This is a genomic window from Nocardia sp. NPDC005978, from assembly GCF_040614455.1.
Taxonomy (GTDB): Bacteria; Actinomycetota; Actinomycetes; order Mycobacteriales; family Mycobacteriaceae; genus Nocardia.
In genome coordinates this window covers 1-14,154 of the sequence record NZ_JBEXUS010000008.1, presented here as the reverse complement: position 1 = coordinate 14,154, position 14,154 = coordinate 1, and the positions used below count along the sequence as shown (strand labels likewise).

Here is a 14,154-nt window from a genome sequence, read left to right as displayed (position 1 = left end):
AGGGCCCTCACTTCTCGGCGAGGGCTGCCCGGCCCGAGAGGGTCCGGACGGCGAGGTAGAGGTCGAGGCGGTCGTCGAGGCGGTTCGGGTCGCGGCCGGTCAGGTCCGCTACGCGGCCGATCCGGTAGCGAACCGTGTTGAGGTGCAGGTGCATTCGGGCGGCGGACTCGCGCCAGGAGCCTTCGCAGGCGAGGAAGACCTCGAGGGTGTCGAGCAGGCCGGCGTTGTTCTTGCGGTCGTAGTCGAGGACGGGGCCGAGCACGCGTTCGGCGAAGCGGCGGCGCAGGCCGCCGGGGACAGCGGTGAAAAGATCCGCGGCCGTGTCGAGGTCGGCCGCGCGGACGGCGATCGGGCGCTCGTCGTCGCGGACGGTGGCGGCGGCCGCCGCGGCGGCCACGGCCCCCGACATCGATTCGCCGGGCTGCCTGGCGCTGACACCGAGGGTCAAACGAATCCCGTTGAGCGCGGGGGTCAATCGCCCGAGGCGGCGGCGCAGGGCCCGGACGACCTCGTCCTGCGCTCCGGCGCACACCCCCACGAGGCGGCCCTCGTGGTCGACGCTCGTCGTGATCCCGGGCAGGGCGTCGTGCAGCACGGCGCGGACGACGGCGACCACGTCGGCGCCCTCGCGTGAGCTGTCTCGGCCCGCCTCGGCCGCGTGGCCCGGATCAGCGGGGTGCGCACCTCCCGAATCACCACCGGGCACGGTCCCCCCGCCACCGGGTGTGCGAATCGGAGCGCGGCCGAGCGAGATTCCCGTGCTGTCGGGCGCGCGACCCGGCGCATTCCTCGGATCACCGTCGGAGAGGCCCGGGCCGGCCCCGAAGGGGAACGGAGGGGCGGCGACGTGGGCGCCGGGCAGCTGGACCTCGCAGACCAGCGCGACCGTCGACGCGGCGGGTCGATCCGTGTGGGGGGCGGGGAAGCGGTCGGTCAGTTCCCAGTCCAGGTGCAGGCGGTCGGCGGCGCGGCGGCGGTAGAGCTCGGCTACTGCGGCCAGATCCGCGGCCACGGGGGCAGGGTCGGGGGTCGAGGGGCGAATCACCAGGTACCAGGCGGTCATTCGGTCGCCCGTGCCGACCTGGAGTACTCGCATCGCCCCGGCGGTGACGGCGGGGAGGCGGGGCGCGCCGAGGGCGGTGGCGACCACGGGGTCGAGTTCGTCTTCCGTCAGGGGCGCGGTGCCGGCGACGACGCGGCCGGTGGCCGTGACGAGCCAGGCCGAGATCCGCTGGGCGGCGGCGACGTCCGCGAGGAGCTCACCGATGTCGCTGCCGCCCGCCACCGCGGCGAGCAGCCTGCGCTGCTGTTCGGCGTCCGATCGCACGCGCCCCCAGCGCGCCTCGGCGGCCTGCTCCGCCAGATGTTCGACGACCCGGCTGAAGGGCACGCTCTGCGGGGAAGCCAGCAGCGGCAGGCCGCGTCGCTCGCACGCGGCCACCACGTCCTCGGGCACGTGCCCGTGCAGCGCGCGGCCCGCGACCACACCGGCCGCGCCCGCCGCGTCGAGCATCTCGATGTAGCGGTCCGAGTCACCCGGCGCGTGCCGCCACACCAGCCCGGTGCACACCAGCGCGCCCGGCGTGACGAACGGCCGCGGATCGGGCATGTCGGTCGTGCACACGCGGGCGACCTGCCGTTCGAGCGCGGCCTCGTCCCCGTGCAACAGCCGCATACGCAGCTGCGGCGCGTCGAGAATGTCCCGTACCCGCACGGCGCACCTCCGATTCGGTCGAATGTCCGCCACGGTAGGACGCCGGTATTTCCGGCCCGTTTCCGCCATGCTGCGGGCGGCGCACAGCCCCTCGGTAGGGTGGCCGGGTGAGTCGGCGCATCCCTGTCCTGATCGTGGCCGGATTCCTCGGCGCGGGAAAGACCACCCTGCTCAACCGCCTGCTGCGCAATCGCGATCTGCGAATAGGCGTGGTGGTCAATGACTTCGGCGCGGTGAACATCGACGCCATGCTGGTGGCGGGCCAGGTGGATGCCATGGTCTCGCTCGGCAACGGCTGCGTGTGCTGTGCGGTCGACGTCACCGAACTCGACGACCTGTTCACCAAGCTCTCGCATCCGAAGCAGAAGATCGACGTCATCGTGGTGGAGGCCAGCGGGCTGGCCGAACCGCGCAACCTCATCCGCATGGTGATCAACAGCGAGAACCCGCGCATCCGCTACGGCGGGCTCGTCGAGGTCGTCGACGCCGAGCACTTTGCCGAGTCCCGCGCCCGCCACCCCGAACTCGCCACCCACCTGCGCATGGCCGATCTGGTGGTCCTCAACAAGTCCGACCGAGTCACCCCCGAGGCCCTGCACACGCTGCGCACCGAGATCACCGACCTGGTCGGCCAGGTGCCCGTCTACGCCACCACCCGCGGCCACCTCGACCCCGGCCTGCTCTTCGACATCCCCACCCGCGACGCGCGCGAGCCCCGCGTCGGCGAGCAACTCAGCTTCGACGAACTGATCTTCGCCGCCGACGACGACCACGGACTCCCCCTCGACCCGGCCGCCTGCCACGACGCGGAATCCCATGGCGCCGAAGGTCACTCGTGCACCGGCACCCACCCCGGTCACCGCCACCTGCACGACGACTACACCAGCGTCTCGTTCACCTCCACCGCTCCCCTGAACCCCCGCTCCCTCATCGCCTTCCTCGAAGACCCGCCCGCCGGCCTGTTCCGGGCGAAGGGCGTCCTGTCCTTCGCCGTCCCCGAGGACCCCCGAAAGTTCGTCCTGCACATGGTCGGCCGCCACATCACGATCACCCCGACCCCACGCCCCCGCCACGAACCCCCCACCACCGATCTGGTCCTGATCGGCACGACCCTGAACTCCGCCGACGCGACCTCGCGCCTGGAGTCCACCGTTCACACCGACCCCACCCCGCTGGACGAGAACGCCCTCCTCCCCCTGTGGCGGTACGCCCCCGCCGACTTGGAGTCAGCCGACAGCTGAGTCCCCAACCCGCAGGGCACATCTCACCGGACTCCTTGCTCCGACCGGTCGACATGGGAACAGTGTCAGTGCACCCGGACTCGAACCTCGCACGGCGACCGAGTTTTCCACGCCTCGGTAACTTGCCCGCCGGACCCATAGCGAAAGGCCCGGCTGCGACGGTTCAGTCGCGGCCGGGCCTTCGGGACATGCCTCAGGAAACCGGGAGCTCCGGAATCCGCGTCGCACGGGCGTACACCGTCTCACCGTCGGCCAGGTGCAGGGCCTCGGCGTCGCCGCGGGTCACCTGGGCGGTGAACAGGTCGCCGGTGGCCGCGTTGCGCAGCTCCACGCGCACCTCGAAGCCCAGGTGCACCACGCGCTCCACCGTCGCGCGGGTGACGCCCGCCGACTGCGCGGTGCCCTCGTGCGCGGCCAGGGCCATGCTGGGGTCGCGGCCGACGCGGATGTCGTGCGGGCGGACCAGGTGGCCGTTGAGCTTGGCCACCGCGCCGAGGAACGACATGACGAAATCGTTCGCCGGACGGTCGTACACGTCCTCGGGGGTGCCGACCTGTTCGATGCGGCCCTTGTTCATGACCGCGATCCGGTCGGCCACGTCCAGCGCCTCTTCCTGGTCGTGCGTGACCAGCACCGTGGTGACGTGCACTTCCTCGTGCAGGCGGCGCAGCCACTGCCGCAGATCCGCGCGCACCTTGGCGTCGAGCGCGCCGAACGGCTCGTCCAGCAGCAACACCTGCGGGTCCACCGCGAGCGCCCGGGCCAGGGCCATGCGCTGACGCTGACCGCCCGACAGCTGCGCGGGGTACCGGTGCTGGAAGCCGTCCAGGCCGACGATCTCGAGCAGGTCGTCGACCTTCTTCTTGATCTCCGGCTTGGGCCGCTTGCGGATCTTGAGGCCGAAGGCCACGTTGTCGCGCACGGTCATGTGCTTGAACGCCGCGTAGTGCTGGAACACGAACCCGATGTCGCGCTTCTGCGGCGACACCCGGGTCACGTCCTTGCCCGCGATCACCACCACGCCGCTGTCCAGCGATTCCAGGCCGGCGATCGAGCGCAGCAGCGTCGACTTGCCCGAACCGGACGGGCCCAGCAGCGCGGTCAGCTCACCGGAGGGGATCTCCAGGCTGACGTCGTCGAGAGCGGCGAAGGAACCGTAGTTCTTGTTCGCGTTGGTCACGGTGATCATTTGGCAGTGCCCCGCTTGCGTTCGAGGAGTGTCATCAGGAGAAGGACAACGATGGCGATGGCCATGAGCAGGGTCGCCGCGCTATATGCGCCGAATGTGTTGTGGTCGTCGATGTAGCGGCCGTGCACCAGCAGCGTCAGGGTCTGCGACACACCGGGCAGACCGGTGGACACCATGATGACCGCGCCGAATTCACCGAGCGAACGCGCCACGGTGAGCACCACGCCGTAGGTCAGGCCCCAGCGGATGGCGGGCAGGGTGATGCGCCAGAAGGTCTGCCACCGCGACGCGCCCAGGGTGGCCGCGGCCTGTTCCTGATCGTCGCCGATCTCGTGCAGCACCGGCTCGACCTCGCGCACCACGAACGGCAACGTGACGAAGATGGTGGCCAGCACCATGCCCGGCAGGCCGAAGATCACCTTGATGCCGTGGTTCTCGATACCGCCGAACCAGCCGTGCACACCCCACAGCAGGATCAGCGACACACCGACCACGACCGGCGACACCGCGAACGGCAGATCGACCAGACCCTGAACCAGGTTGCGGCCGGGGAACTTTCCGCGCACCAGCGCGATGGCGGTGAGCACGCCGAAGATCACGTTCACCGGCACCACGATGGCCACGATGATCAGCGACAGCTGGAACGCCGACTGCGCGGCGGGGGTGGTGATCGAGTCGAAGAACGCGCCGATTCCACGTTCGAAGGTGCGCCACAGGATGATCACCAGCGGCAGCACCAGTAGTACGGCCAGGTAGCTCAGCGCGACCGTGCGCAGCGAGATACGGGCCCAGGGAGCGAGTTTCATCGCGCCTCCTGCTCCTTTCGCGCGGTGCGATCGGCGAAGACGCGCAGCACCAGCAGGGTCAGGAAGGAAATCGCCAGCAGCACAACCGAAACCGCCGCGGCGTTGACCGGCCGGTCGACCTCGATCTGCTGCTGGATGTACTGCGAGGTCATCTGGGTCGTGCCCGGGATGTTGCCGCCGATGAGCACCACCGAGCCGTATTCGCCGATGGCGCGGGCGAAGGCGAGCCCGGTGCCGCTGATGATGGCCGGGGCCAGCGTCGGCAGCAGCACGGTACGGAAGGTGGTCCAGTTGTCCGCGCCCAGCGACGCGGCCGCCTGTTCCACTTCCTTGTCGACCTCCATGAGCACCGGCTGCACCGAGCGCACCACGAAGGGCAGCGTCACGAAGGCCAGCGCCACGATGATGCCGGGCTGGGTGGCGTTGAGATGGACGCCGACCGGGCTCTGCGGCCCGTACAGCGACAGCAGCACGATGCTGGCCACGATGGTGGGCAGCGCGAAAGGCAGGTCGATGAGCGCGTTGACGATCCCCTTGCCCGGGAACTCGTCGCGCACCAGCACCCAGGCGATGAGGGTGCCCATGAAGACGTTGATCAGCGCGACGATGATCGAGACGAAGATCGTCACCTTCAGCGAGTCGATCGCCCGGGGCGCGGTGACCGCGTCCCAGAAGCCGGACCAGCCGTCCTCGAAGGAATTGACGGTCAGCGCCGCCAGCGGCAGCAGCACCATGATGCTGAGCCAGAGCACCGCCGTGGCAATGCCGAGCGGACCGACCGAGCCGGTCACCCGAAGCCACGACCGCGGATCGCGGCCGCGTTTCGCGGGTTTCTTGGTTAGCGAAACGCCGGGACCGGAGACGGTCCCGGCGTTCGTGCTGCTGTCACTCACGGTATCGAGTATCGCTTGTGCTTCAGGTCACTCGACTACTTGGTCGCCTTGTCGTAGATGATCGCGACGCTGCCGGTGCCCTGCGCGAAGAGCTCCTTGTCCACGGTCTTCCAGCCGCCCAGGTCGGCGATGGTGTAGAGCTTGGCCGGGGCCGGGAAGTCCTTGGCGAACTCGGCGGCGACCTTCGGATCGACCGGGCGGAAGCCGGCCTCGGCCCAGGCGCGCTGGCCGGCCTCGGTGAACAGGAAGTCCTTGAACGCGGTGGCCTTGGCGGCGTTCTTGCCGTTCTTGATCACGGCGACCGGGTTCTCGATCTTGAAGGTGACCGGCGGGTTGATGTGCTCGATCGGGTCGCCCTTGCGCTCGGAGAAGATGGCCTCGTTCTCGTAGCTCAGCAGCACGTCACCGGTGCCCTGCAGGAAGGTCTCGGTGGCTTCGCGGCCCGACTTCGGCTGCACCTTCACGTGCTCCGGGGAGACCAGCTTGGACAGGTAGTCCAGACCGGCCTGCGGGTTCTTGCCGCCCTCGCTCTTGGCCGCGTACGGGGCCAGCAGGTTCCACTTGGCCGAGCCCGAGGAGAACGGGTTCGGGGTCACGACCTCGACGCCCGGCTTCAGCAGGTCGTCCCAGTCCTTGATGCCCTTGGGGTTGCCCTTGCGCACCACGATGGACACGACCGAGCCGAAGGGAATTCCCTTGTTGGCGTCGGCATTCCAGCTCGCGTCGACCAGACCGGCGTCCACCAGGCGGGTGATGTCGGGCTCGACGGAGAAGTTCACGAGGTCGGCCTCGGCGCCGTCCTTGACCTTGCGGGACTGATCGCCCGAGGCGCCGTAGGACTGCTGGACCTGCACGCCCTTGCCGGCGTCGGTCTTGTTGAAGGCCGGGACAACCTTGTCGTAGCCGGGCTTGGGAACCGCGTAGGCGTAGAGGTTGATGGTGCCGCCGCTGCCGTCGGCCACGCTCTCGTCGGTGGAGTCACTCGCGCCGCCGCTGCACGCGGTCAGGACGGTGGCGGCGACCGCGGTGAGGGCGACAGCGAGGGAACGGCGCGAGAGCCGCGAGCTGGGGGACATCTGGGTGGACCTTTCCGGGGGCCCGTCGCGCGAAAGATGCTCGACGGGAAGAAGATTCGTACTGCCGTAGACCCGTCCCCGGACAAAGGGACGGTGACGCGAAGACCCGGGAGGGTCCGCCGGGATTCGAACACAGGCCACGGAGGTGCGCGCGCCAGTCTACTGAAGAGATGTGCGGCGGTGTTCGGTCAGCGATCAACGACAGTGAATGTCCGCGACCACGAGGCAGCCCACAGCGATCAACGCCAATTCATGGCGGACCTGGGGAACAACACTCGACGACACGCGGCAGACTGTAGCAGAGCAACGCGACACGTCGCGACTCACTGTGAACCTGCACACGGGGGAAGATCATGACCAGTCCCGCACGACTCCGCCGGGAATTTCCCGGAATATCCACGCGCGCTTGGGAACACCCGGCCGACCGGACAGCGCTGGTGATGCTGCGCTCGCTGTCGGGCTTCGACCTGGTGCTGCGCACACTCTCCGGTCTGCTGGCCGAGCGACAGCACCGGCTGCTGTACCTGGCGACCGCGGTCCGGGTGGACGAACGCCAGTTCAAACAGGTGCATCACCTGCGCCAGGACGCCGTCCGCATCCTGGACGCGCGGACCACGCCGGAGATGTTCGTCCTGCAGGATCCGCACGCCAACGCCTTCACCATCGGCATGGACCGGCCGTTCATCGTGCTGACCACCGGCCTGCTGGATCTGCTCGATCCGGAGGAACTGCGCTTCGTGGTCGGGCACGAGCTCGGGCACGCGCTGTCCGGGCACGCGGTGTACCGGACCATGCTGATGCACCTGATGCGGCTGGCTTCCAACGTCGGCTGGATGCCGGTGGGCGGCTGGGCATTACGGGCCATCGTGGCCGCGCTCATGGAGTGGAGCCGCAAATCCGAGCTGTCCGGCGATCGCGCCGGGCTGCTCGTCGGGCAGGACGTGGAAGCCTCGGTGCGCGTGCACATGAAGCTGGCGGGCGGCTCCCGCGTGGACGAGATGAGCCACGCGGCGTTCCTGGCCCAGGCCGACGACTACGCGCGCTCCGGCGACCTGCGCGACGGCGTGCTGAAACTGCTGAATCTGGAACTGCAGACGCACCCGTTCTCGGTGCTGCGCGCGGCCGAGCTGCGCCGCTGGATCACCAGCGGGGACTACGACCGGATTCTGGACGGGCGCTACCCGCATCGCGACCAGGACAAGACCGCGAAGGTCAGCGATCAGGTGCGCGAGGCGGCACGGTCGTACCGGGCGAACTTCGACCAGTCGGAGGATCCGCTGATCCGCACCGTGCGCAACCTGGGCCGCGACGCGGCGGCCACGGTCGGCACGGTGGGTCAGGAGGTCGGCGAAACCGTCACCAAGATCGGCAAACGGTTCAGCGAATGGCGGGACGGTCAGGTGAGTTGACCGACGGCGGGGGTGACTATTCGTCGCCCTCGACCACCGGCGGGGTCTCCAGGATGTCGAGAATCCACTCTTCGGTGGCGGTCTCGGTATCGTCCTCGTCGGGGCGGATGCGGTTGGCGAGCCGGACGCCCAGGCCCAGCAGCTGCGCCGCCTTGACCATTTCCAGCGCATCGTCGGGGCCGCACAGGTGGGTGGCGATCAGGCGCGGCTCGTCCTCGAAATCCTCTTCGGACAGCAGCAGCGTGTCGAGTTCCAAGCCTTCATCGGTTGACATGGTGCAGCAGCGTACGCGCAGCATTCACCCGGCAGGGAGTGAAGTCCGATTCCCCCGATGAACGGCCGGCGAAATCAGCGCGCGAAGAACCAGGCGACGACCAGCAGGACGAGCAGCGCGATCAGGGCGAGCTGGACGCGTGAACGCGGCATCAGGCGGCTTCCTTCTTCAAACGACGCGGCGTGGCGGCGGGCGCCGCGGCCTCCTGAACAGCCACGCGATCCCGGCCCAGCGCATGCAGCGCAAAGCGCAGCACCCGGTCGAGAACGTAGGCGATGACGAAACAGACCGGCACCACCGTGACGAGCACCACGGCGAACTGGGGGACGAAGGGCAGACCGGCGACCCACAACTCGACGCCGTCCCACCATCCTGCGATCCGATGCACGACATCAGCCTAGGCCGACGAGTCGATGGTGGACGATTCGGGCCGATCGGACCGATCATGGTGGCATGGAGTCCTTCGACGAACCGGAGTACGACGACAAGCCCCGCCGCGGTGACAACCCCGCTCTCGACGCGGTGACGATCGGCCCGCCCCGGGACGCCGTGGAACGGCCCGACGCCTCGATCGGCGACGACTACCTGCCGTCCGTCGCCGGCGGCACCTCCCACAAATCCCCGTTCCCGCCCATCGACGACTACGCGTTCCTGTCCGACTGCGAGACCAACTGCCTGATCGCCCGCAACGGCGCGGTGGAGTGGATGTGCGTGCCGCGCCCGGACTCCCCCAGCATCTTCGGGGCCGTGCTGGACCGCAGCGCCGGGCACTTCCGGCTCGGGCCGTACGGGCGCAGCGTGCCCGCCGCGCGGCGCTATCTGCCCGGCGGGCTCATCGTGGAGACCACCTGGCAGACCGAGACCGGCTGGATCATCGTGCGCGACGCACTGGTGCTGGGCCCCTGGCACGACAACGAGGAACGCAGCCGCACCCACCGCCGCACCCCCATGGACTGGTCCGCCGAGCACATGCTGCTGCGCACCGTGAAATGCGTGAACGGCGTGGTCGAGCTGGAGGTGAGCTGTGAACCCGCCTTCGACTACCACCGTGCGCCCGCGCGCTGGGAGTACAGCGGCGACGTGTACGAACAGGCAACGGCCACCTGCAACGTCGAGGGCGTGGCCAACCTGACCCTGACCACCGATCTGCGCCTGGGCCTCGAGGGCCGCGAGGCGCGCGTGCGCACCCGGATGAAGGAGGGCGACGAAGCCTTCGTGGCGCTGTCCTGGTCGGACGAGCTGCCGCCGCCGCGCACCTTCGCCGACGCGGCGCAGAAGATGTGGACCACCATCGAATCGTGGCGGCAGTGGATCACCCTGGGCCGCTTCCCGGATCATCCCTGGCGCGGCTATCTGCAGCGCAGCGCGCTCACCCTCAAGGGTCTGACCTACGCCCCGACCGGGGCGCTGCTGGCCGCTGCTACCACCTCGCTGCCGGAAACACCGGGCGGGGAACGCAATTGGGACTACCGCTACACCTGGGTACGCGATTCCACCTTCGCGCTGTGGGGCCTGTACACCCTCGGACTGGATCGCGACGCCGACGATTTCTTCGCCTTCCTGCACGATGTGACCACCGACGGAAACGGGCAGACCCTGCCGCTGCAGGTGCTCTACGGCATCGGCGGGGAACGCGAGATCACCGAGACCGAGCTGCCGCACCTGTCCGGCTACGACGGCGCGCAGCCGGTGCGCATCGGCAACGGCGCGTACAACCAGGACCAGCACGACATCTGGGGCACGATCCTGGATTCGGTGTACCTGCACGTGAAGTCGCGCCAGCAGGTGCCGGAAACGTTGTGGCCCATGCTCGAACGACAGGTGCGGGCGGCGATCGACAACTGGACCGAGCCCGATCGCGGCATCTGGGAGGTGCGCGGCGAGCCGCAGCACTTCACCTCCTCGAAGGTCATGTGCTGGGTGGCGCTGGACCGCGGCGCGAAACTGGCCGAGTGGCACGGGGAGTACGACTACGCCAAGAAGTGGCATGACATCGCGGATCAGATCCACCAGGACATCCTCGATCACGGCGTCAACGCCGACGGGGTCTTCACCCAGTCCTACGGCAGCGACACCCTGGACGCCTCACTGCTGCTGGTGCCGCTGCTGCGCTTCCTCCCGCCGACCGACCACCGGGTGCGCGCCACCGTGCTGGCCATCGCCGACGAGCTGACCGAGAACGGGCTGGTGCTGCGCTATCGCACCGACACCACCGACGACGGCCTCATGGGCGAGGAGGGCTCGTTCACGATCTGCTCGTTCTGGCTGGTCTCGGCGCTGGTCGAGATCGGTGAACTGGATCGCGCCCGCGCGCTCTGCGAACGCCTGCTCGGTTACGCCAGCCCGCTCAAGCTCTACGCCGAGGAGATCGACACCCGCACCGGCAGGCACCTGGGCAACTTCCCGCAGGCCTTCACCCACCTGGCCCAGATCAACGCCGTCATGCACGTCATCAGGGCCGAGGAGTCGCACACCGCGGGCCAGTTCCACCCGGCTCACCCGAGCCGCTGAGCCCGGGCGGGTGAACCCCGCCCGGGCCGTACGGCCCGGGCGCAGAACACCGATGACCGGGTCGGGCGCGACCCTTTAGCGGACCCACACCCGCCCGAACCGGGCCTGCTGAACACGGGGCGAGTCCGGTGGCCCCGCCTCTTCGAGCGGTTGCGCCGACCATCGGCAATGGGCCGACCCCGGTTCGAAACGACGGAACCGGCCGCATCGCAGCCGGTTCCGTGGTCTGTCGAGCCCTCGATCAATAGGGGCGCGCGTCGCCCTGGGTGTCGGCGCGTTCGCGGAGGTCGCGCAGGCGGACCAGGGAGGTCTCGATCTCGGTGAGGCGCTGTTCGCGACGCTGGCCCGAGTGCACGGCCGCGGCCTCCTCGGCCGCGCGCAGCGAGGCGTCCACCGAGCGCAGCGTCTCGTTGGCGATCTCGGTGAAATGGTCACGGAGACTGCGCTGTACGCCGCGCAGGCGGTAGCGCGATTCCTTGCTCACCTGGAAGATGACATCGTCCATGAGCCGGGCGACGGCCACCTTCGCCTCGGCCTGACGGCGCTGGCGACGGGCTTTGCGGTCGTCCCACAGCGCGTTGACGCCCAGCAGTACGCCCGCACCCGCGGAGTACCAGTTGACCAGGGACATGCCCAGCAGGCTGGTGGCCAGGCCGACCATGAGGATGCCGCCGTAGGAACCGCGCAGCGCGCTCAAAGCCTGCTGCGTGACACTGGGTTTGGCGCTGTCCAGGGTATCGATCGGCGCCACCGGCTCCAGCACCGCGCCGACCTCACCCGGATTGTCCAGGCGCAGTTCGGGTGTCGGGATGCCCCGGTCCGGGAACTTCGCGGCCACCTGTTCGGCCAGTTCGACCGAGCGGTAGTGCGCGATGACGAAGTTCTCCTCCACCGCCTCGCAGATCTTGGCGTCCAGCTCGGCCCCGAACTCGGGCCAGCGCCGCGCCGGATCGCGCTGCATGATGTCGGCCTCGGCGTCGCGGATCAGGCTGCGCAGGCGATGCCGCAGATCGTGTTCGGTATCGGCCATCAGCTCGCCCGCGCCGTCGGCCAGGGTCACCTGCCAGTTGGCCGAGCGCTGGCGCAGCTGCTCGGCTTCTTCGCGGGTGCGGCGCAGCTGTTCGGTGATGACGCTGTACCGGCGCGGATCGCGCAGCGTCTCGGCCTCGGTGCGCAGCGACAGCGCCAGGTGATCGGTGATGAGCCCGATGTCGCGCACGGCCGCCTCCGCGGCGACCACGTCGGCGCGCCCGAGCACGTAGTCGCGCAGATGATCGAGCAGTTGCGGCACACCGGATTCCAGATCCAGCTGCTGATCGCCGGAGGTCATGGCCTGCTGGTGCAGGCGCGCGGAGGCGGGCGCCACCGCGAAGGCCAGTTCGGCGGCGTCGAGCAGGCGGCGGTCGTGCTGCTGCACCTGGGGCCACTGCGGATACTGGTCGATCTTGTTCAGTACGCAGATCACCGTCGGGCACACCTGCTGAATGCGCTTGAGCTGGTTGATCTGATCCGCGGTAAAGGGCTTCACCGCGTCGGCGACGTAGAGCACCGCGTCGGCGACCGCCAGCAGCGACCAGGTGGCCGGGGTCTCGGCGGGCGAGCCCGGGGCGTCCAGCACCACGAACCCCTCGGCCAGCAGCGGGCTGGGCGCGGTGTACTCGGCGCGAATCACGCCCTCGGACAGTGCGTTCAGCGCGTATTCGGCATCCACGACCTGTCGTTCGGCCCGGCCGCCCGCGGCCACGCGCACCAGCGTCGCGGTGGCCTGTTCGCCGTACTCGGCGACCACGGGCACGCTCAGCTGACCCTCGGTGGCGCTCACCGGCGTGCCGACCAGGCTGTTGACCAGCGTGCTCATCCCGCTCTTGGACTCACCGACCACGACCAGGCGCACCCGCGGATCGGCGAGCCGGGCCCGGGCGACACCGAGCCGCCCGGCCAGGTCGGCCCGTCCCGCGGTGTGCACCGGCTCGAGCAATTCGTCGAGCAGGCCCAGCAGCGGGCCCATCGCATCGGGGTTCTTCACAGCGATTCTGTTGTGTTCGGCGCCGCTCACAGCAGCGCGTGGTCGTATACGCCGTGTACCTCGTAGTGCGTCTCGGCGAAGGTCTCGGGCATGAGGTGGGTCGACAGCCCGCCGTCGTGCAGCAGGTAGGGCGAGTGCAGTCCGGCATCCGCCGCGACCGGCAGCAGCCCGTGGCTCGAATCCTGCACCTCGGCAACCGGTTTGGCCGGCTTGGGCAGATCCGGCACCGGCTTGGGCTGGGTGGTCATCGGGTTGACCGTCGGCACCGTCGGGGCGGGCTGATCCAGCGAGACGCTCGGCTGATGGGTCGGCACGTCCACGGTGGGCGCGACGGTCGGGACCGTCCCGTCCGGATCGGTCACCACCGGCGGCTTGGTCGGATTGCTGACCGAGGGCTGATGGGACGGCCCGGTGTCCACGTCGTGCGGCCGGGTGGTCGGCGGGGTGCTGTCGTCGCTGGGCACGCTCGGGCGGGTGGTGACCCCGTCGTTGTCCGAGGGATCGGGCTTGGTGGTCACCTCCGGCGCGGTGGTCGGCGGAACCAGGGTGACGGCGGGCAGTTTCGTGGTGGCCGGATCGGTCACCACCGGCGGCTTGGTCACCGAAGGCAGCGACGGCGCGGTGGTGAGCACCGGGTCCTTGGTCGGCACGCTGACCGAGGGGACGGTGGAACCGGGAATGTCGGTGACCGGCAACGGTTTCGCGACCACGGTGCCCGAATCGTCGTGCGCCCCCGGCTTGGTCGTGGTCAGCGCGGGCGGGCGGCCGTGATCGAACAGGGTCGGCGCGATCGCGGCGGGCGCGGTCAGCGGCGACTGGCCGGGCATGCTCAGCAGATTCGCGATGGGCTGGGTCGCCGCGTCCGGCTGAATGGTGGTCTGCAACGGGGTGGTCACCACGGGCTGGGCCACGGCGACCGGCGCGACCGCGACCGGGGCGACCACGGCGGGCACCACGGGAGCGACGGGCGCGATCTGGGCGGCGGGGGCCACCGGCGCGACCGGGGCGACGGGCG

At 69.6% G+C, this 14,154-nt stretch carries 12 protein-coding genes and 1 pseudogene; 3 read left to right on the top strand and 10 right to left on the bottom strand.

The window, feature by feature from the left end; all coding sequences use genetic code 11:
* Positions 1–7: 7 nt before the first annotated feature.
* Positions 8–1,714, bottom strand: a complete 1,707-nt coding sequence (locus ABZ319_RS05220; protein ID WP_354985051.1) for a PucR family transcriptional regulator ligand-binding domain-containing protein — start codon at positions 1,712–1,714, stop codon at positions 8–10.
* Positions 1,715–1,821: 107 nt separating this feature from the next.
* Here ABZ319_RS05220 and ABZ319_RS05215 point away from each other — a divergent pair, with 107 nt between their 5' ends.
* Positions 1,822–2,955 (top strand): CobW family GTP-binding protein, encoded by a 1,134-nt coding sequence (locus ABZ319_RS05215; protein WP_354985050.1) that lies wholly within the window; start codon positions 1,822–1,824, stop codon positions 2,953–2,955.
* Positions 2,956–3,148: 193 nt separating this feature from the next.
* Here ABZ319_RS05215 and ABZ319_RS05210 read toward each other — a convergent pair whose 3' ends face one another.
* From ABZ319_RS05210 to ABZ319_RS05190, 5 genes are all read right to left on the bottom strand, one after another.
* Positions 3,149–4,144, bottom strand: coding sequence for a sulfate ABC transporter ATP-binding protein (locus ABZ319_RS05210; protein ID WP_354985049.1), 996 nt, complete (start codon positions 4,142–4,144; stop codon positions 3,149–3,151).
* Positions 4,141–4,950: a sulfate ABC transporter permease subunit CysW gene (cysW, locus tag ABZ319_RS05205; protein WP_354985048.1), complete on the bottom strand. Its 810-nt coding sequence runs from the start codon at positions 4,948–4,950 to the stop codon at positions 4,141–4,143. The genes ABZ319_RS05210 and cysW overlap by 4 nt, the downstream gene beginning before the upstream one ends.
* A complete protein-coding gene (cysT, locus tag ABZ319_RS05200) occupies positions 4,947–5,843 on the bottom strand; it encodes a sulfate ABC transporter permease subunit CysT (RefSeq protein WP_354985047.1) in 897 nt (298 codons plus the stop codon). The genes cysW and cysT overlap by 4 nt, the downstream gene beginning before the upstream one ends.
* 35 nt (positions 5,844–5,878) lie before the next feature.
* A complete protein-coding gene (locus ABZ319_RS05195) occupies positions 5,879–6,919 on the bottom strand; it encodes a sulfate ABC transporter substrate-binding protein (protein ID WP_354985046.1) in 1,041 nt (346 codons plus the stop codon).
* 195 nt (positions 6,920–7,114) lie between these two features.
* Entirely contained in the window at positions 7,115–7,204 is a 90-nt protein-coding gene (locus ABZ319_RS05190) for an Ms4533A family Cys-rich leader peptide (RefSeq protein WP_324192512.1), read from the bottom strand.
* A 65-nt stretch (positions 7,205–7,269) separates the two neighbouring features.
* Between ABZ319_RS05190 and ABZ319_RS05185 the strand changes: the two genes are divergently transcribed.
* Positions 7,270–8,328, top strand: a complete 1,059-nt coding sequence (locus ABZ319_RS05185) for a M48 family metallopeptidase (RefSeq protein WP_354985166.1) — start codon at positions 7,270–7,272, stop codon at positions 8,326–8,328.
* A gap of 16 nt (positions 8,329–8,344) precedes the next feature.
* Here the strand turns inward: ABZ319_RS05185 and ABZ319_RS05180 are convergent, their stop codons facing one another.
* Both ABZ319_RS05180 and ABZ319_RS05175 read right to left on the bottom strand, forming a co-directional pair.
* Positions 8,345–8,602 (bottom strand): hypothetical protein, encoded by a 258-nt coding sequence (locus tag ABZ319_RS05180; RefSeq protein WP_354985045.1) that lies wholly within the window; start codon positions 8,600–8,602, stop codon positions 8,345–8,347.
* A 151-nt stretch (positions 8,603–8,753) separates the two neighbouring features.
* Entirely contained in the window at positions 8,754–8,990 is a 237-nt protein-coding gene (locus ABZ319_RS05175; RefSeq protein ID WP_354985044.1) for a hypothetical protein, read from the bottom strand.
* A 65-nt stretch (positions 8,991–9,055) separates the two neighbouring features.
* On the opposite strand from ABZ319_RS05175, the gene ABZ319_RS05170 reads away from it, so the two are divergent.
* The gene (locus ABZ319_RS05170; protein WP_354985043.1) at positions 9,056–11,113 is read left to right on the top strand and encodes a glycoside hydrolase family 15 protein; all 2,058 of its coding nucleotides are present in this window, start codon (positions 9,056–9,058) and stop codon (positions 11,111–11,113) included.
* A 241-nt stretch (positions 11,114–11,354) separates the two neighbouring features.
* On the opposite strand, the gene ABZ319_RS05165 is transcribed toward ABZ319_RS05170, so the two are convergent.
* Together ABZ319_RS05165 and ABZ319_RS05160 are read right to left on the bottom strand one after the other, a co-directional pair.
* Positions 11,355–13,139, bottom strand: coding sequence for a hypothetical protein (locus tag ABZ319_RS05165; protein ID WP_354985042.1), 1,785 nt, complete (start codon positions 13,137–13,139; stop codon positions 11,355–11,357).
* A 26-nt stretch (positions 13,140–13,165) separates the two neighbouring features.
* Positions 13,166–14,154 (bottom strand): annotated as a pseudogene (locus ABZ319_RS05160) (hypothetical protein); the annotation flags it as partial.